The sequence below is a fragment of the Bartonella pachyuromydis genome, from assembly GCF_039543065.1.
Taxonomy (GTDB): Bacteria; Pseudomonadota; Alphaproteobacteria; order Rhizobiales; family Rhizobiaceae; genus Bartonella; species Bartonella pachyuromydis.
Window position 1 is genome coordinate 138,712 of sequence record NZ_BAABJA010000003.1, and the last position, 19,157, is coordinate 157,868.

Annotated in this window: 13 protein-coding genes; 5 read left to right on the forward strand and 8 right to left on the reverse strand. The window is 37.7% G+C overall.

The window, feature by feature from the left end; translation table 11 throughout:
* The first annotated feature begins 33 nt into the window (after positions 1 to 33).
* Positions 34 to 2,142 (forward strand): ATP-dependent DNA helicase RecG, encoded by a 2,109-nt coding sequence (recG, locus tag ABD917_RS03625; RefSeq protein ID WP_345118801.1) that lies wholly within the window; start codon positions 34 to 36, stop codon positions 2,140 to 2,142.
* Between the two features lie 876 nt (positions 2,143 to 3,018).
* On the opposite strand, the gene glmS is transcribed toward recG, so the two are convergent.
* From glmS to ABD917_RS03650, 5 genes are all read right to left on the reverse strand, one after another.
* On the reverse strand, positions 3,019 to 4,842 hold the full coding sequence (gene glmS / locus ABD917_RS03630; protein ID WP_345118735.1) for a glutamine--fructose-6-phosphate transaminase (isomerizing): 1,824 nt from the start codon (positions 4,840 to 4,842) through the stop codon (positions 3,019 to 3,021).
* Positions 4,843 to 5,014: 172 nt separating this feature from the next.
* Positions 5,015 to 6,364: a bifunctional UDP-N-acetylglucosamine diphosphorylase/glucosamine-1-phosphate N-acetyltransferase GlmU gene (gene glmU / locus ABD917_RS03635; RefSeq protein ID WP_345118736.1), complete on the reverse strand. Its 1,350-nt coding sequence runs from the start codon at positions 6,362 to 6,364 to the stop codon at positions 5,015 to 5,017.
* A 14-nt stretch (positions 6,365 to 6,378) separates the two neighbouring features.
* Positions 6,379 to 7,164 carry a cytochrome c biogenesis CcdA family protein gene (locus tag ABD917_RS03640; RefSeq protein ID WP_345118737.1) on the reverse strand — a complete coding sequence of 262 codons (786 nt, stop codon included), beginning with the start codon at positions 7,162 to 7,164 and terminating at the stop codon, positions 6,379 to 6,381.
* A 48-nt stretch (positions 7,165 to 7,212) separates the two neighbouring features.
* Positions 7,213 to 8,181, reverse strand: coding sequence for a carboxypeptidase regulatory-like domain-containing protein (locus ABD917_RS03645; protein WP_345118802.1), 969 nt, complete (start codon positions 8,179 to 8,181; stop codon positions 7,213 to 7,215).
* A 61-nt stretch (positions 8,182 to 8,242) separates the two neighbouring features.
* Positions 8,243 to 8,566 (reverse strand): HesB/IscA family protein, encoded by a 324-nt coding sequence (locus ABD917_RS03650; RefSeq protein ID WP_345118738.1) that lies wholly within the window; start codon positions 8,564 to 8,566, stop codon positions 8,243 to 8,245.
* 100 nt (positions 8,567 to 8,666) lie between these two features.
* Here ABD917_RS03650 and ABD917_RS03655 point away from each other — a divergent pair, with 100 nt between their 5' ends.
* The 3 genes from ABD917_RS03655 to ABD917_RS03665 all read left to right on the forward strand — a co-directional run bounded on the left by ABD917_RS03655 (position 8,667) and on the right by ABD917_RS03665 (position 14,318).
* Positions 8,667 to 9,869, forward strand: coding sequence for a deoxyguanosinetriphosphate triphosphohydrolase (locus ABD917_RS03655; protein ID WP_345118739.1), 1,203 nt, complete (start codon positions 8,667 to 8,669; stop codon positions 9,867 to 9,869).
* Positions 9,870 to 9,900: 31 nt separating this feature from the next.
* Positions 9,901 to 11,658, forward strand: coding sequence for an arginine--tRNA ligase (gene argS / locus ABD917_RS03660; protein ID WP_345118740.1), 1,758 nt, complete (start codon positions 9,901 to 9,903; stop codon positions 11,656 to 11,658).
* Positions 11,659 to 11,804: 146 nt separating this feature from the next.
* Positions 11,805 to 14,318, forward strand: coding sequence for an SPOR domain-containing protein (locus tag ABD917_RS03665; RefSeq protein WP_345118741.1), 2,514 nt, complete (start codon positions 11,805 to 11,807; stop codon positions 14,316 to 14,318).
* A gap of 160 nt (positions 14,319 to 14,478) precedes the next feature.
* Here ABD917_RS03665 and ABD917_RS03670 read toward each other — a convergent pair whose 3' ends face one another.
* On the reverse strand, positions 14,479 to 14,781 hold the full coding sequence (locus tag ABD917_RS03670; RefSeq protein WP_345118742.1) for a hypothetical protein: 303 nt from the start codon (positions 14,779 to 14,781) through the stop codon (positions 14,479 to 14,481).
* 285 nt (positions 14,782 to 15,066) lie between these two features.
* Between ABD917_RS03670 and ABD917_RS03675 the strand changes: the two genes are divergently transcribed.
* A complete protein-coding gene (locus ABD917_RS03675; protein WP_345118743.1) occupies positions 15,067 to 16,176 on the forward strand; it encodes a branched-chain amino acid aminotransferase in 1,110 nt (369 codons plus the stop codon).
* 124 nt (positions 16,177 to 16,300) lie between these two features.
* Here the strand turns inward: ABD917_RS03675 and glpX are convergent, their stop codons facing one another.
* Both glpX and ABD917_RS03685 read right to left on the reverse strand, forming a co-directional pair.
* Positions 16,301 to 17,287 carry a class II fructose-bisphosphatase gene (gene glpX, locus ABD917_RS03680; protein WP_345118744.1) on the reverse strand — a complete coding sequence of 329 codons (987 nt, stop codon included), beginning with the start codon at positions 17,285 to 17,287 and terminating at the stop codon, positions 16,301 to 16,303.
* A 155-nt stretch (positions 17,288 to 17,442) separates the two neighbouring features.
* Entirely contained in the window at positions 17,443 to 18,753 is a 1,311-nt protein-coding gene (locus tag ABD917_RS03685; protein WP_345118745.1) for a homoserine dehydrogenase, read from the reverse strand.
* Positions 18,754 to 19,157: the final 404 nt, after the last annotated feature.

The following is a 19,157-nucleotide window of genomic DNA, read 5'->3' on the forward strand; positions in this document are numbered from 1 at the left end:
AGTAAAAACAAAATGAGCAAGCTAAATTTGTCTATGCCTCCAAACCTTATTGCTCCCCTTTTTAATTCTATCCGTACCCTTTCTGGGGTCACAGCTAAAGTCTATAGCTTACTGGCAAAAGTCTTAAACATTAATCCTACACAACACGACCCCACCCTCATTGATCTTCTTCAATTAATGCCCTATTCTGTTATAGACCGCAGAATACGTCCGAGCATTGCTGATGCACAAGAAGGAGATACTGTTACACTCGAAATTGTTATTGATCAGCATCAACCACCACCAATGGGCCGCAATCGATTACCTTATCGGGTCACTGCACATGATCCAACAGGGAAAATGACTTTAGTCTTTTTTCATGCCAAGCCTTTTTGGTTGAAAAAACAACTACCGGAGGGAAAAAACGTCATTGTATCAGGTAAAGTTGAACGTTTTAATGGACAACTCTCAATGGTCCATCCCGATCACATCATAGCAAACGAACAATCAAATCAAATACCCTTGGTTGAACCCGTTTACCCTTCTACCGCTGGACTTCCTACAAAAACACTAAGGCGTGCCATACAAAATGCTCTTGATTCTCTTCCTCTTTTACCAGAATGGATAGAAGAAAATGTCAAAAAGCAGCAAGATTTTTGCTCTTTTTCCGTTGCTTTACGCCGTATTCACACCCCTGTTGATCCCAATGACTTAACTCTAGAAAGTGCAGCACGCAAACGCCTTGCCTACGATGAACTGCTTGCTTGTCAATTGGCTCTTGGACTCGTGCGTTTAAAAACCAAGTCTCTTTCTGGAACATCTCGTCCATCAACAGGGATTTACACTGAAAAATTGCTGCAAATCCTTCCCTTTCAACTGACGAATGGACAAAAAAAAGCGATATGCGACATTGCAAATGATCTTTCTTCACCTGAACCGATGCTACGGCTTCTCCAAGGTGATGTAGGAGCAGGAAAAACCGTCGTTGCACTAATGGCAATGGCACAAATTGCTGAGAATTTAGGACAATCAGCTTTAATGTCACCAACAGAAGTTCTTGCTAGACAACATTTTGCAACAATTGCACCTCTTGCCGAAAAGATTGGCTTACAAACAGTTCTTTTAACGGGACGAGAAAAAGGAAAAGTACGCACAAATATTTTAAACGCTATTCATTCAGGAGAAGCTTCTTTTATCATTGGAACCCATGCACTCATACAAAAGAGTATTTCCTATCATAATCTTTCCCTCGCCATTATCGATGAACAACACCGTTTTGGTGTACATCAACGTCTTGCCCTTACAGCAAAAGGGCATAAACCTGATATGCTGGTTATGACTGCTACCCCTATTCCACGTACACTCGTCTTAACAACTTTTGGGGATATGGATGTTTCTCAGCTTACAGAAAAACCGATGGGACGACAGCCTATTACAACAGCAACACTTTCTTTAAAACGTATTGATGAACTCATAGAACGAATTGCCATTGCCTTAGAAAAAGGAGAAAAACTCTATTGGATTTGTCCTTTAGTAGAAGAATCGAAAGCTCTAGAGCTCACTTCTATTGAAAGTCGTTTTACTATGCTCCAAGGGCTATTTGGAACACGTGTTGGTATGATACATGGCAAAATGTCGACGGATGAAAAAGAAGCAGCTATGACATCCTTTAAATGCAGAGACATCAGTATTTTAGTTGCAACAACGGTCATTGAAGTAGGGGTAGATATTCCAGATGCTTCAATCATCGTCATCGAACATGCGGAACATTTTGGTCTTTCACAACTACACCAATTGCGTGGACGTGTCGGACGGGGAGAAAAAAAATCCTCCTGTATTTTGCTCTACAAAGAGCCCTTAACAAAAACGGCTGCACAACGCCTTAATATTATACGTAGTACAGAAGATGGTTTTAAAATCGCTGAAGAAGACTGGCGCCTGAGAGGAGAAGGAGAACTTTTAGGCACACGACAATCTGGTATACCTGAATTTCACATAGCAAACCTTGCCGTACATAGTGATCTTTTATCGATAGCAAGAAGAGATGCACGTTTATTTTTGCAACGTGATCCCCATCTTTCTTCACAACAAGGGCAAGCCTTACGTTTGCTGCTTTATCTTTTTGGAAAAGATGATGCTACACGTCTCTTACGAGCAGGATAATGATAAAAAAGCCATTCAATAAAAAATTAAAATTTATATCCTTATTCAAGCATACTCTTACAATTTGTATTCCCATCGTCGTTCTCCTAAAGAGTATACTGTAAAACTCTAGCCTCCATCCTCAAAGTTATAACGTCACATAAACAAAATTCTCCCTCCTCACAGCTAAAATTATACTGCTCTCGCATAAAAACAATTTATAAAAGGCATATCCTTTTATATTTTTCTATTCACACATCTAACGCCTTTTCTGACATGGTAGAAAACGTTTTTGAGTTATGAAGAAAATGAAAAAATATTTCTATATTTAATATCCTCATAAAATGCATAATATACAGATTTATAATGATAATTTATTGTTTACTCCTATTGAATTAAGGTTTAAATATTGTCAGATTTTTTCATTCTAAACCCGTTTATATTGAAATAATCAAAATAACCTTTGTGTACATCACAAGCAGAACTGACGTGTAAGCAAAAATTGTACAAAAAAGGACTAAAGATGTCTCTTATGAATCATCTTAGCGAGCAAGGACTATAGCTATATTGAGAACTAAAAAAATAGTAGATTGTGCCAAGTTTGCTTCTTCACAAGCGTAAAGATAGTGTGTTTAATCTTTATTGCTATACCATTCACGGACGTCGTCACGAAATGGGCTGGAGAGTATTGAAAAATATTTTTTAAAACAAATGCGTAAAATATGCAACGCAACGGCGTTCTATTCTACGTGAGAGATCCCTATGAAAGAAGGCGAAAAATAAAAACATGAGGCAATATGTATTCTTTATTATGAAAAATAAGATACCACCACTCCTCATGAATCTGTTATATTCTCCAATGATTCCTGCAAAGCTTCAGAGACATAAAATCATCTTTTACTCAACAGTGACTGATTTTGCTAAATTGCGAGGTTGGTCAACATCTGTTCCTAATAAAACAGCCGTATGATAAGCAATTAATTGAATGGGTAAAGCATAAATAATAGGTGTAATAAATTCCGGAATATCTGGCAAAATGATCGTTGATAAAGTATCAAGATGAACTGCTTCTGCCCCTCTTTTATCAGTGATCAAAATAATACGCCCCTTTCGTGCTGCCACCTCTTGCATATTAGAAACAGTCTTTTCAAACCACTGATCATAAGGTGCAACAACAATTACTGGGACTGTCTCATCCACCAACGCAATTGGTCCATGTTTTAACTCACCAGCAGCATAACCTTCAGCATGAATATAAGAAAGCTCCTTCAGTTTAAGTGCTCCCTCAAGAGCAATAGGATAAGAAGTTCCACGGCCAAGATAAAGAACACTTTTTGCATGCATTAAATCACGACAAATATGTTCAATCTTATCATCCAGCTTGAGAACCTCATTTAAAATACGCGGAATCTCTGCCAATTGTTGAACTAACTTATGTTCCGCTTCTTTTAAGAGATATCCCCGTTGCTTAGCTGCTCCAAGCGCCATTGCAGCAAGCGTTGCTAACTGACAAGTAAAAGCTTTTGTTGAAGCAACACCAATTTCTGGTCCAGCGCGCGTTGGTAAAATAAAATCAGCTTCTCTTGCCATTGTTGATTGCTCAACATTCACAATTGTTGCGGTTTTTACACCACGCTCACGACAATAACGTAAAGAAGCCAATGTATCAGCTGTTTCACCAGATTGAGAAACAAACATCGATAATACATCATAAGTAAGAGGGGGTTCACGATAACGAAACTCTGAAGCGACATCATTATCAACACTTAAAGCAGCAAATTTTTCAAACCAGTAGCGAGCAATTAAGGTTGAATAATAAGCCGTTCCACAGCTTGCAAAAACGATCCGATTAATATTTTTCCAATCAATTGAATTCTCAAGTGGGCGAACCGTATGGTTTCCAAGGTCAAGATAATGAGCTAAATTATGAGAGATCACTTCAGCTTGTTCAAACATTTCCTTGTGCATGAAGTGACGATGGTTCCCTTTAGAAACCAATAAATTTCCTTCCAATAATGTTTTCACAGGGCGTTTTACCGGTTGGTTATCCGTATCGTAAATTGTTACACCCTCACGCGTCAAAACAGCCCAATCTCCATCTTCCATATAACTAATACGATTGACGAATGGTGCCAAAGCAATTGCATCCGATCCAACAAAAAATTCATCTTTTCCGTAGCCAATTGCCAGTGGTGGCCCAGAACGAGCAGCAATCATAAGATTGTCTTCACCCTCAAAAATAACAGCAAGTGCAAAAGCACCTTGCAATCTTTTCCAGCTTGTGCGCATGGCTTCCTGTGGAGAAAGAGCATTGTTTAATGCGCGCGTAATTAAATGTGCAATAACCTCCGTATCTGTTTCCGTTTCAAAGCTATAACCATCTTCAATAAGTTCCTTTTTCAATTCTACAAAGTTTTCAATAATACCATTATGAACAATCGCCAGCTTTTCCGTTACATGAGGATGCGCATTTCGTTCCACAGCAACTCCATGGGTCGCCCAACGCGTATGGCCAATTCCTAAATTTCCTTTTAAAGGCGTTTTTTTCAATTTTTCTTCTAAATGAACAAGCTTACCTTCAGCGCGCACGCGATAAAGCTTCCCATTATAGACTGTTGCGATCCCCGAGGAATCATATCCTCTGTACTCAAGACGTTTTAAACCATCAACTAAAGAGGATGTAACACATCTCTTGCCAAAAATTCCTATAATTCCACACATGAAAAAGCTCCAACTCACATCTGAGACTTATATAATCTCATAAAACAATCAAATTATCTTTATTTAAAATTTACAGCTATCAACTAAACAAAACATGTAGGACAATATGCTAAAGTAAGCCTGCTATAAAATTTTAGATTACCCTAAAACAAAGAAAATAGACTGAAAATAATCACTTTTTCTGTTTATCTGTTAATAAGCGTGCACGCAATTTCGTTGCATAATCCTTTTTCGTTACTTGTCGTGCACGTCCAAAAGCCATACTATCCATAGGAACATTTTCAGTGATAACACTTCCTGACGCAATATATGCACCATTCCCTATCATTAATGGAGCAACAAGTGCCGAATTAGACCCAACAAAAGCATAATCACCAATTATCGTTTTATACTTATGAACACCATCATAATTACAAGTAATCGTACCAGCTCCAATATTGCTATGTGTACCAATTTCTGCATCCCCAACATAACTCAAATGATTAATTTTAGAGAATTCTCCTACCCTAGCTTTTTTGACTTCACAAAAATTTCCAACCTTTACTGACTGTGCTAACTCTGTACCAGGACGCAAACGTGCATAAGGGCCAATCTGTGCATTCATACCAACCACTGTCCCCTCTAGATAACTAAATGCATGAATAACCGCACCAGATTGTACTCTCACTCCTTGCCCAAAATAAACATTTGGCTCAATGATAACGCTAGGTTCAATCTCTGTATCATAAGAAAAATAAACAGTTTCTGGTTTAAGGATTGTCACACCAGATAACATGAAATCGCGTGCTTTACGCTTTTGCCACAAAGCATCCGCCTCAGAAAGTTCAAAACAGTTATTAATCCCGACAATATTTTCATAAGGCACTTCAACAACACGAATATCTAATCTCTCACACACTGCAATAGATACAATATCTGTAAGATAATATTCTTTCTTCGCATTATTATTACCAACCTTCTCTAAAAGAGAAAGTGCATGCTTTCCATTAAGAGCAAATATTCCACCATTACAAAAAGAAATTTTTTTTTCTTCATCGCTGGCATCTTTTTCTTCTATAATCGCAATCAGTTTACCATTTTTCTTAACAAGGCGACCATATCCCGTTGGATCTGCAGCATAAAAACCAGCCACAACAACATCTGCCCCACCAGCAAGTTGCGCGCGAATTTTTTGCAATGAATTTTGCTCAATCAAAGGGGTATCACCAAAAACAATAAGTACATCATCAACCCCTTTCTGCAAAGCTACACGAACAGAAAGAGCAGCATGTGCAGTTCCCAAACGCTCTTTTTGTTCAAAAATCATTGCATTTTTTGCAAATGATTGAACAATTTCCGTGACATCTTTAGCACCACATCCCACAACAACAGCTAATTGCGAAGCCCCTACTGCTTCTATTTGTTTGATGACATGGCATATAAGGGGTAATCCAGCAATTTTATGCAACACCTTAGGAAGAGACGATTTCATACGCGTCCCTTCGCCTGCTGCAAGGATAATAGAAAGACAATTTCTAACCATAAAAACACATAAGATTAACGAGAAAATCCAAAAAAATTTACAATATCATCCCAACGAAGAGCTTCAACATTACTCAACGAAGGATAATGTTCCAAGAGCCAGAAGGAAAGATCCTGCATTGAACCTGTTAAAAATAAAATACCGCTAACAATCAAAGAAATGCCAATAATTTTTTCAACTTTTCCTAAATGAATACGAAAAGATCCTAAAAACCTCATAAAACTTCTGGAAAAGAGAGCTGCTAAAACAAAAGGCACCCCAAGGCCTAACGCGTAAATTCCCAAAAGAAGAGCTCCCTCACCTACAGTTTCTTTTGTCCCTGCCAAGGTTATGACAGGTCCTAAAATTGGACCAATACATGGTGTCCAACCAAATGCAAAGGCTAAACCAATAACATAAGCTCCTAAAGGACCAGCTGGCGTTCCGCGTGTTTGAAAACGTGCTTCGCGAAATAAAAGAGCAATCTTAAAAAAACCCAAAAAATTTAAACCAAAAATGATAATGACAATTCCCGCAGCAAGAGTAAGCCAATCACGATAATAACCAATAAACTTACCAATTATGCTCGCACTGGCACCCAAAGCAATAAAAACAGTTGTAAAACCGAGCACAAAAGCAATAACAGAGGATAGAAGCCTCCACCGTATAAATACCTTCCCATTGTACTTTTCTGAACGAAAATCATCAATACCAATCCCTGCCATATAGCATAGATAAGGAGGAACTAATGGCAAAACACATGGTGATAAAAAAGACAATGCACCAGCTAAAAAAACACCTACTGTTGAAATTTCTATCACAAAAACCCTCTATTCATTTCTCATCATATTCTATGCTAAAAATCGCTATTAATCCATTTCCTCATCGATTTGTTGCATATTTTGTTTATTTGCTACCACATTTATTTCTTCATCATATCCAGAAACAACAGAAAAAACTTTCTGGTAAATTTTATCTTGATTTTTAGCAATCGCAATATATTCCCCCTCAGCTAATACGAGCGAAACATAAGCACCAACTGTCTCATAAACGATATCACCAGAATCATTTGTAATAGACCAACTTGTATCAGCAAGCGCTTCCCCTCCTTCTTGCCTTACCAACTTCAAAACGATTTGAGCTGCCTGATGTTCAAGAGTAACTTCTGTAATTTTACCTGAATCTACTTGAACATCAGAACGAACAGTAGCGTTAATAGAACCATAATGGGAAGAAACATGATAACGGCCCGCTCTCAAACGCACAATTGATTGAGCTCTAATATTCGATAAAATAATACCAGTTTCATCATTTTCTTTTTCATCTTCGTAAACAGTGAAACGCAATTCCTTTTCATTGATTGCACCATTGAGCAGTGTCGCATTAAAAATAATACCACCAGCGTCAAAGTTAAAATTCTTCACAAGATTTTGTCCACTTTCTAAATTTACATTCTCCACGGCACTCACATGACCGAATGAGACATGAATAAGGTAGCTTCCTGGTTCTAAATCAAAACGCGCGCTCCCCCCCTCATAAGTTGCAATGAGTGGTAATTTATTATCAATACCTAAGATAGGTGCATAAACCCGCCATATGAGCCCTTTCACAATATCTTCGTTGCTATTTTTTAATCGAGCACGCAAAACAAGCCTACTTTGAGGAACAAAATTTTCTTTTTCATGATCTGGTTCATAATGTGGAGATGTTATAATAAAGCTTTTTAGTTGTGTCTGCTGATGATCTTCTCCTTCTCTAGAAAAGACGCAATGACTCCAAACCAATAAGCCAAACACCACACATAAACACCGGCACAATATTTTTGTAAAAACACCCATTTGTCCATTGTTGACTAAAGTGATAACTTTTTCAAGAAACAATATCACTAAGTCATCACTCTCAAATTGAAAAACTCACCCCACATCCACAAGATGAAACTGCATTGGGATTATGAATTTGAAAAGACTGTCCCATAAGATCATCAACAAAATCAATTTCAGCACCTTCCATAAAGGGAAGTGATAATGAATCAATAAAAACAATCGCCCCATCTTTTTTTAAAACAAGATCATCTTCAGACATTTCAGAAACTAAATCATATTTATAAGAAAAACCAGAACATCCCCCGCCTTCAACGGAAATACGTAATCCTATTTTATCGGGTTCACTCAAAAGTATCTGTGCAATTCGCTTGGCTGCAACATCTGAAATATTTACACGCATTCTATATATCCTTGCATTAAACTATCAAGAAAGAGTATCCCCAAAGAAAGAGACGTTAATAAACCCACCACAATTTTAAGATGAGAATGGACAGCTTGCAATGGATATAAGTAATATCAATACCAATTACCAATCTCGAGCAGTCTACAGTAGCAACCCACAAACAAGCCGTGGTAGATTATTTCATGAGACTGCGAATACCATAAGGTCACCTTTTCAACGAGATAGAGATCGTATTATTCATTCTAATGCATTTCGACGCCTGAAACACAAAACGCAGGTGTTTATTGCTGATGAAAGTGATCATTATCGTACGCGATTGACACATTCAATAGAGGTTTCTCAAATTGCACGAACATTAGCCCGAGCCCTCTGTCTTGATGAAGATCTTGCCGAAGCCATTTCCCTTGTTCACGACTTTGGGCACACACCTTTTGGTCATGCAGGAGAAGATGCCCTTAATGAAGCAATGGCACCTTATGGTGGCTTTGATCATAATGCACAAGCATTACGCATTGTTACAAAACTAGAACAACGCTACGCAAATTTTGATGGGCTTAACCTCACTTGGGAAACTCTCGAAGGACTTGTGAAACATAACGGTCCCCTTTTAGGCCCTTATGCAAATAAAACGCAGGTTTCTATCGATATTCTACAGTACAATGCAAAACAAGATCTTGAACTCGACTGTTTTGCAGGACTAGAAGCACAATGTGCTGCTATTTCTGATGATATTGCTTACAATGCACATGATATCGATGATGGGCTACGTTCACAATTGTTAACGCTTGATCAGTTCGAACAAGTTTCATTAACAGCAGAATTATTAAAAGATATTACAGATGAATATCCACAACTCGATCAAGTTCGTCGTGGTTACACACTCGTACGAAGACAGATAAGAACTATGGTTGAAGATGTGATCAAACAATCGCAAGAAAACTTAGCACGAATCAAACCAACAAGCACCAAGGATGTTCACAACGCAAAACAAACCATTGTTACCTTCTCCCCCGCAATGGCGCTTCACGAAAAAGAACTCAAAGAATTTTTATTTAAAAATCTTTACTATCATGAACAAGTTCTTAGTCGTCGTAATACAGCAAAATGCATTGTACAAAAATTATTCGACTATTATTATAAAAATCCAGAGAGTATGCCTGAAAATTGGTGCAAAAAGACGGAGCACTTAACAAATCAAGAGTTAGCGCGTCTTATTGCTGACTTTCTATCAGGTATGACCGATCACTATGCTCTACGTGAATATCACCGTTTATTTGACTACACAAATAATTTCATTTAACTGCTTTTAAATACCATGATGGAAGTTGAATATGAATGTCTTTAAAAACTTCGAGAGAAAAATTAAAAAATCGCTTGAATCATCTGATGTAAAAGGGAAAAATGGAGAGGATTTAGATTTATCAAGAATCACTGTTGATCCTCCACGTGATTCTTCCCATGGGCATTTATCAACGAATGCTGCTATGGTGCTTGCCAAATCTATCGGATTAAATCCTCGAATACTTGCAGAAAAGATTATTAATCTTCTCAAAAATGAGCCCTCTATTGAGAGTATTGATGTTGCCGGTCCTGGTTTTATCAACATAAGGCTTACAAAATCGTTTTGGCAAGATGTTATAAAATCGATGCTTGAATTAGGTCTTTCCTACGGTCGTATCGCCATGGGGCAAGGAAAACGCATCAATGTTGAATATGTATCAGCAAATCCAACAGGACCAATGCATGTGGGGCATTGCCGAGGTGCTGTTGTTGGAGATGTTCTCTCCAACTTGCTGCAATTTGCCGGCTATAACATTACAAAAGAATATTACATCAATGATGCTGGTCAACAAATCGAAATACTCGCTCACTCTGTGCTCTTGCGCTATCGTGAAGCTCTTGGAGAAAAAATCACTGAAATTCCAGAAGGTCTCTATCCTGGTGAATATTTGATACCATTAGGCCAAACACTTGCACAAGAATTTGATGATCAATTGCTCACTATGGATAAAGATGAAGCTTTATCTATCGTAAAAGAGCGTGCCATTCATGCAATGATGTCGATGATTCGTGAAGATTTAGCCGCCCTTAATATTTATCACGATATCTTTTTCTCTGAGCGAATGCTGTATGCAGATAATGCGCGCGCCATTCGTAATACGATTAATGACCTTACCTTAAACGGTTACATCTATAAAGGAAAACTCCCACCACCAAAAGGACAAAACGTAGAAGATTGGGAACCAAGCGAACAAACTTTGTTTCGTTCAACAGATGTTGGAGATGATCAGGACCGTGTCTTAGTGAAATCTGATGGCTCTTATACCTATTTTGCTGCGGATGTTGCGTATTTTCGTGATAAATTCAATCGTCAATTTGATGAAATGATTTATATTTTAGGAGCAGATCACGCTGGTTATGTAAAGCGCTTGGAAGCGATGGCAAAAGCAATTTCTGGCGATAAAGCTAAGTTGAGCGTTTTCTTATGCCAATTAGTAAAACTTTTTCGCAATGGTCAACCTGTACGCATGTCAAAAAGAGCCGGATCATTTGTCACTTTACGTGATGTTGTAGAAGAAGTAGGCCGTGATCCTGTGCGTTTTATGATGCTGTATCGTAAGTGTGAAGCCCCTCTTGATTTTGATTTTACAAAAGTAACAGAACAATCAAAAGATAACCCCATTTTTTATGTACAATATGCAAGTGCACGCTGTCATTCAGTCCTTCGTCAAGCACGAGAAGCTCTTCATATTGAAAATCTTTCAAATGATACAATAACCACGCACCTTAATCGATTAACTGATGATAATGAGATATCCTTAATACGCAAACTTTCTGAATATCCACGTATCATTGAACAGTCTGTTGTTCATAAAGAACCACATCGATTGGCATTTTATCTCTATGATCTGGCTTCCAGCTTCCATGCCCATTGGAATAAAGGAAGCGACAATCTAAATTTACGCTTTATTCAGCCTGACGATAAGGAACTATCGCTTGCCAGATTGGGCTTAATACAAGCTGTCATAAATATTTTATCATCAGGGCTTACAATTATAGGAGTCGAAGCTCCAATAGAAATGCGTTGAAAAAGTTCTATAATTACATAAAATGAGTACTTTATTAACAAACTTTTTCGTATATTTTGATAGGGAGGGGAAAATTATAATGAAGATAACAAATCAAAATTAACCATTTATTGCACCAAGATGCAGATCATCATGTGAGAAAAGCTATGAGCGACAACGATCGCAAGAATCCACACGAAATGAAACAAAATCATGAACATCATGATCCTTTAGAGAGACTTGCGCGAATTTTTAATCCGCATAAACAAAGCGAAAGTCAAAATGATCAGTCTCCCATACGGACTAATCAAGCAATGTCTCATTCCTCGAAAGTTCGACCCTCTCCTGAAAATTCATCCTATGATGATTTTGATTTGTCTTTTCTAGAAGCAGAACTTGAAAATAATTTAACGAATGATTTGCCCTTTAATGAGCAAAAGAAGCAATGGGACTTACATACAACTACCGATGAGAAAACGTCAGATGTTGCATCAACTTCTTCTTTCAATCATTTAGAAAGAAAAGGCTTTTTACCTAAAGAAGAGAAATCTTTGCCTATGAGTCATGATGAAGAGCAAATTTTAGATGCACTTTCTCCATTACCCATTCCTCAAAATCAATCACCTCAAAAGAAAGCGACTTCTTTTGAAAAAAGTGATTTTAGTACACAATCAGAGTCTTCCTTATTTGATAAAGCTGATAGACAAGCCAGCCAAAGAAACATAACAGACCCTCGCGAACAAACTGTCCGTTTTTCACCATCAGCCTCACCACAAGAGAGCGCTGCGAATATACAACGAAATGACAACGACGATCAAAGCTTCTACGATAGTTTTATACAACATCCCTATAAAGTTTCGACTTATGAAGAAAATCAAATAAAAGAATATCATACTGATGTTTCTTCCTCTTCTACAAACAGGTTCTTCTCTTCTTCTCATCTTAGTGCAGAAAAAGAAGATACGAAAAAAAATGAAACAATGAGAAACTTCTCATCACCCTTGGATGTAACACAAATAAGCGAACATTCTGATTTAAAAGATTCCCTCCAAGAACATCATATGACCAATTACCCAAAGTTTTTTGAAGAAGAAACCTCTCAACAAGAAACTTATGCTGAAAAAAATCTTAAATATCACAATGTTCAAACCGAATATATCAATATTGCTGAAAACTCTGAGCAAAACAATAAAAAAGAAGGGTTGTATAATCAAAATAATTTAAATGATATAGGCTCCCCATCGGAACCTCTTACGACAAGGCAAATAGGTGGTTTTTCTACGCATAACTATACGCATAAAAATACTCCTCCTCCAAATATAGATACTTATAAATTTGCAGAGGAGATTGTAGAAAAAACCGGACCAATTATGGTCCCTGAAATTCCCTATAACGCGCCAGAATATAATATACCAACTGATGGCTTAAAAGAAGAATTTGCTGATGTCCTCAATGTTGGACATGTTTTAGAAGAAAGTTTTTCGCGACAGCAACAACAAAATGAAGTTTTCAATGAAATCTTTCATCAAACCATGCAAAACCCAAGAGACGACGCATATACGAATTTTCAGAATCAAAATCCCGACTCTTTCCCTCTTGATAATATGGAGTACAATTCCTCCTCTTTTACTGAGAAGCACTCATACAAAGGCATAGATAAAACTTCTGCTCATGCATCAACTCCTCCTCCTGTAAAAAATTTTATTGTTGGAAAAACCCTTACCAAAAGTGCTATTCTTCTTATCTTAATAGTAATTGGTTTTGTTGGTTATTCTCATTTTTTTACGCCATCACAAAAAAATGGGAATACCCCGATCATTCGTGCTGATAATACGCCTTTCAAATTTAAACAAGAATCAACCGAAACGAAGGACGATATTGCCCATAATTTAGATGTTTATAAACAAACAACCGATCAAAATGAAAAACAAGAAAATACACAACAATTCCTTATTGATGATTCTGAACAGCCTAAAGACTTAACGGAAGTAAACCAACAAGAAACGACAGATTCTGTATCTCCTTCTTTTACTGAATCCGATGTCGATGATGCAGTAACCGAAGCCGTAAATCACACTATTCCAACAAGGGAAGTACAAACTGTTATTGTAAACCAAGACGGAACAGTTTTATTAACACCAAAGAATTCCGCAGAAGAAAAAAACACTGATGAGCCAAAGGAAACGAATGGTCAAACGACAGTAGAGCAATTTCAAGATTCGTCCCCTACTGTTTCGCACAAATCTGAGATAAATAACAAAGAAACAGAAGATAAGCTTATGGGTGATATTGATAAAATAATAGCTGAAAATACTTTTCATTCTGATATTGAAGAAAAGACTATACCTGTGCCTTCCCATGCAGAAAAAAATTTACAGTTACAGACACATACTGCTTCTCACCCAACACTATCAAACCAAATCAGCAGACAAAATTCAGAAAGTTATTACGTACAACTTGCATCCCAACCAACCCATGCGCTGGCTGTGGATTCATTGAAAAAAATGAAATCTAGATTTGAAGCCCTTATTGGTGTTCGCCCTGTAAATATTCAATCTGCTTTCATCCCAGGGAAAGGAACCTATTATCGTGTTCGGATTCAAACGCAAAACCGGAATGATGCCATAAGTCTTTGCGAAAATATCAAAAATTATGGAGGAAGTTGCTTTATCACGCGCTAAATAAAACAATGCAACAGTTTTAAAAGCTGTTGCGTTGTTTATGTTTAGAGTGATTAACTGATCAACAAACTTCGAGAGTAAAAATCTACCTGATCAATTTTTCTATAGCTATAGATGGTAGGTCGTTTTATTCTTTACCCTATGTTGGATTGGTTCCCTCTCAAGAATTTTGTTCATGAGATGAAGGTAAGCCTTGATCCTTATAGGTATGAGGGATCGGAGATGTTGAATCTAAATCTTTTTTTGGCGTTGTTATTGTTTGACTTGATTCTGTCGTATTATAGTGAGATATATGTTCAGGAGACTTTTCAAAAAAAGATCCTAAAAAAACGAAAATGAACCAAAGTATAAAAAGTGCGAGAAGAACAGCAAGAATGCCTTTACCAATCGCATTACGTTGTTCACGCTCTTTTTTTTCTGCAGCGATACGTTCTTCATATGTATGGTAATTTCTATCAATCATAGTAAATTCCTTTTCTCAATTCCCCTACTTTTAGGTTATAAGATATGCATATATAAAATTATTCAGACACTTTTTAGAAAACGAAGAATATGTATAAAAGTTCCTGATGATTTGATAAAATTGAAAAAAGGGTACAAAATACTTCTCAATAGCCTCTTCTTTTAATTTTATAATAAGGCATTGACACAACTTATTTGCTAATAATAAAGTTGTATTAAAGGAATTTCTTTATTTTTTATAATAAAAAACACCTAGAAATAAAGCATATCTTAAAAGGTTTTACTTATGAACTCTCCTACATCATCAATTCCGTTTAAAATAGAAAAAAATCCATCACCTTTCTCAGATGAAGAACGTGAACGTATTCTTAAAGATCCTAGTTTTGGACAATTTTTTACAGATCACATATGTACTATTCAATGGACTAAAACAAAAGGTTGGCATAACGCTGTTATCTCTCCATACAAGCCTCTAGAGATTAGCCCAGCAAGTGCTGTCTTGCATTATGCGCAAGAAATTTTTGAGGGTTTAAAAGCATATCGTGCAAAAGATGGGCGTATTTTATTATTTCGCCCTGATGCCAATGCACAACGCTTTATAGAATCAGCAAAACGCCTCGCTATGCCTGAATTGCCAGAGGAGATTTTTTTAGATGCAGTTCATCAATTGGTAAGAATTGATCAGAAATGGGTTTCAGAAGGCCCCAATGCTAGCCTTTATATACGCCCATTCATGTTTGGCAATGAAAACTTTTTGGGAGTTCGGCCTTCTGAAGAATATCTTTTCTGTATCATAGCCTCTCCTGTTGGATCATATTTCAAAGGAGAAGAAAAACCTGTCAGCGTGTGGATTGAGACAGATTATAGCCGTGCTGGTCTAGGTGGAACAGGTGCAGCAAAATGTGGAGGTAACTACGCAGCAAGCTTACTTGCACAAAAAATCGCAACTGAAAATAATTGTAGCCAAGTCCTTTTCCTTGACATGGTTGAACATAAGTGGATTGAAGAGCTTGGTGGTATGAATGCTTGCTTTATTATGGCAAATAATACACTTGTAACACCTGCACTTAATGGCACTATCCTTCCAGGAATAACACGTCATTCAATTTTACAGTTAGCTCAGCAAATGGGATTAACCATAGAAGAACGCCCTTATTCGTTTGAATCCCTTAAAGAAGATGCACGAAGTGGTCATCTAAAAGAAGCTTTTGCTTGTGGTACGGCAGCCGTCATCACATCAATCGGCCATTTTAAATATAAAGATGGTGAATTCGTTATTGGGAATGGAATGGTTGGTGAGATCACAAAACAACTTCGTACACAGCTTGTTGATCTTCAAAAAGGCAATCGAGAAGATGAAAATGGCTGGATACATTCTATCGAGCTTTCATCGTAAAAAAAGATCTCTCTAAACACAACCACCAATACTTCCCATGAGCGCATTTCTTAAAAACCTCATGGGAGCGTATGTTCCCAAAAGATACTTTTTTATTTTTTAACAACGACGGCAAAAAACGAGGTTAATCAAACTTTGAATGATCCCTATGCTGTGCTTTGATATTGCGGATTGTCCCTGTATGTGAACGCATTACCAGAGTATCTGTTTGAATATAACGAGAAGTAAATTTAACACCAGAAAGCATATTGCCATCCGTTACACCTGTTGCAGAAAACAATACATCGCCCCTTACCATTTCTTCCATTGTATAAACTTTATTGGGGTTATCGATTCCCATCTTGGCCGCACGCGTAATTTTTTCGTCTGTATCGAGCTGTAAACGTCCCTGCATCTGCCCACCAATACAACGTAAAGCTGCCGCGGCTAAAACACCCTCTGGTGCTCCACCAATCCCCATATAGATATCAATACCCGTTTCCTCTGGATCAGTTGTATCAATAACAGCAGCAACATCTCCATCACCAATTAAACGAATTGATGCTCCTGTTGTTCGTACTTCATCAATCAACTTTGTATGACGAGGCCTATCCATAATACAAACAGTAATCTGATTAACAGCCACCCCCTTAGCCTTTGCGAGAGCATGAATATTATCAGCAGGATGCGCATCTATATCAACAATTCCTTTTGGATAACCAGGACCAACAGAAATTTTTTTCATATAGACATCAGGAGCATAAAGGAGGTTACCCTTTTCAGCAATTGCAACCACAGCTAAGGAATTAGCAAGATTTTTAGCACAAATCGTCGTTCCCTCAAGTGGATCTAATGCAATATCAATCGCCAGCCCATTTTGCAAACCTACTTTTTCTCCAATGTATAGCATAGGAGCTTCATCGCGTTCACCTTCACCAATAACCACTGTACCATCGATAGGCAACCGATTAAGTTCCTGACGCATTGCATCCACAGCAGCCTGATCAGCAGCCTTTTCATCACCGCGCCCCCGCCATCGCGCCGCCGCAACAGCAGCACGCTCAGTGACGCGCACTAATTCAAGTGTTAAAATACGATCAAGTCCATTTAAAGTCTTCTGAGTTGCTGGCATATGAAAAATCCTACTGAAAAAGCACTATAACAGATATTAGCATTTATTGCTAATATCTAAATATAAGGAATAATGCTTTTGGCAAAGATGAGAACTTTCCACAAGAGAAAAAGCACTCCCGCCTTTATTTACCATTATAAAACAAATTATTTGTTCTATGCGATAGGCTCAATACGAATGAATTGAGATTTTGCAACAAGGTGTCCGTCTTTTTCAATTGCTTCCAGTGCTTGCCGTACATTCACTTCCGTTGTCTCATGTGTTATTAAAATAATTGTTTTGACAATCTGACTCTCTACAAAAGGCTTTTGAACAATCGACTCTAATGAAATGTAATTATCAGCCATATGCTTTGCAACCGCTGCAAAAACTCCAGCACGATCATGAACATTTAAACGAATAAAATAGCCCCCTGCATGATGGGAAATACGCGCTTTTTTATGAGGAGCAAGCCCCAATCCTGGACTTCTTAAAACAGGTGCATACTGAAAACCAGGACGTGCTCTCGCTATATTAGCCAAATCACCAATAACCGCTGATGCTGTTGCCTCTCCCCCAGCACCGGGCCCAGAAAACAATAGTTCACCTAATAAATCACTTTGAATAGAAAGAGCATTCGTCACACCGTGAATCTGGGCAATCATTGAAGATGTTGGTACCATCGTTGGATGAACACGTTGTTCGATTCCAGTATCGGTTTTTAATGCAACTCCTAAAAGCTTAATCCGGTACCCCAATTCATCAGCCGCACGGATATCAATCTGCGAAATATTACTAATTCCTTCAACATAAACATCATCTAACGAGAGAGTTGTTCCAAATGCCAAACTTGTCAATAAAGCTAACTTATGAGCGGTATCATTTCCCCCAATATCAAAAGTAGGATCAGCTTCAGCATAACCAAGTCTTTGTGCATCTGCCAAACACTCTTTAAATGAAAGACCTTCTGTAAACATACGTGTTAATATATAATTACACGTTCCATTAAGAATACCATAAATCCGCGATATTTGATTACCGACAAGTGATTCTCTCATCGCCTTAATGACAGGAATTCCCCCTGCAACAGCAGCTTCAAAATGCAGAAACACACCTTTTTTTTCTGCACTGACAGCAAGTTCCACCCCATCTTTGGCAAGAAGTGCTTTATTAGCAGTAACAACATGGTGCCCCACCTCAAGCGCCTTTTTAACGGCCGTATACACAACATCTAATTCGCCACCAATGAGCTCAACAAAAACATCAATCTCATGAGACGCAGCCATTTCTACAGGTGAATCAAACCATTTTACATCACTCAAATCAATCCCACGGTCACGGCCTTTATCACGTGCACTCACAGCAATAATTTTGATTGAACGCCCACATTGGTCAGCCAAACTATTAGCTTTTTCACGTAGAATTCGAATAACTGAAGTACCAACAGTACCAAGGCCTGCAATACCAACCCTTAAAGCTTCTGTCATTATCTAACTGCTTATCCCTATCTTCTCTAAAAAATATTTAAATAACGTGCAAACCAGCCCAAATGATACTTATAATCAGTATAACTTAAAGAAGTCCCCCGCTTTATTTAAACCAATTTTGATCTTCGTACAACACTATCATGCATGTAATCAAAATCCCTCAAAACACAAGTATAAAAATAACTGATTCAGAGATCAGATATTGAAGATTGCAATGCATACATAAAAATTTTAATAACAAGCTCCACACTTCTCTTTATAGATCTTTCAAACGATAGAAAATCGACTTCCTCCCCACACCTCAAATGACAAAGATCCACCTAATGCAAATCTGCAAGCCATTTATATGCTTCATTAACATAAGGCTTCTCTGAGAAAGCCCTACTCTGAATACGCGCCACATA

Bases quoted from the DNA above. Each gene is read 5' to 3' on its own strand.
- argS (WP_345118740.1), top strand. From the start codon at position 9,901: ATGAATGTCTTTAAAAACTTCGAGAGAAAAATTAAAAAATCGCTTGAA.
- ABD917_RS03655 (WP_345118739.1), top strand. From the start codon at position 8,667: ATGGATATAAGTAATATCAATACCAATTACCAATCTCGAGCAGTCTAC.
- ABD917_RS03670 (WP_345118742.1), bottom strand. From the start codon at position 14,781: ATGATTGATAGAAATTACCATACATATGAAGAACGTATCGCTGCAGAA.
- ABD917_RS03645 (WP_345118802.1), bottom strand. From the start codon at position 8,181: ATGGGTGTTTTTACAAAAATATTGTGCCGGTGTTTATGTGTGGTGTTT.
- recG (WP_345118801.1), top strand. From the start codon at position 34: ATGCCTCCAAACCTTATTGCTCCCCTTTTTAATTCTATCCGTACCCTT.
- glmS (WP_345118735.1), bottom strand. From the start codon at position 4,842: ATGTGTGGAATTATAGGAATTTTTGGCAAGAGATGTGTTACATCCTCT.
- glpX (WP_345118744.1), bottom strand. From the start codon at position 17,287: ATGCCAGCAACTCAGAAGACTTTAAATGGACTTGATCGTATTTTAACA.
- ABD917_RS03665 (WP_345118741.1), top strand. From the start codon at position 11,805: ATGAGCGACAACGATCGCAAGAATCCACACGAAATGAAACAAAATCAT.
- ABD917_RS03685 (WP_345118745.1), bottom strand. From the start codon at position 18,753: ATGACAGAAGCTTTAAGGGTTGGTATTGCAGGCCTTGGTACTGTTGGT.
- glmU (WP_345118736.1), bottom strand. From the start codon at position 6,364: ATGGTTAGAAATTGTCTTTCTATTATCCTTGCAGCAGGCGAAGGGACG.
- ABD917_RS03675 (WP_345118743.1), top strand. From the start codon at position 15,067: ATGAACTCTCCTACATCATCAATTCCGTTTAAAATAGAAAAAAATCCA.
- ABD917_RS03650 (WP_345118738.1), bottom strand. From the start codon at position 8,566: ATGCGTGTAAATATTTCAGATGTTGCAGCCAAGCGAATTGCACAGATA.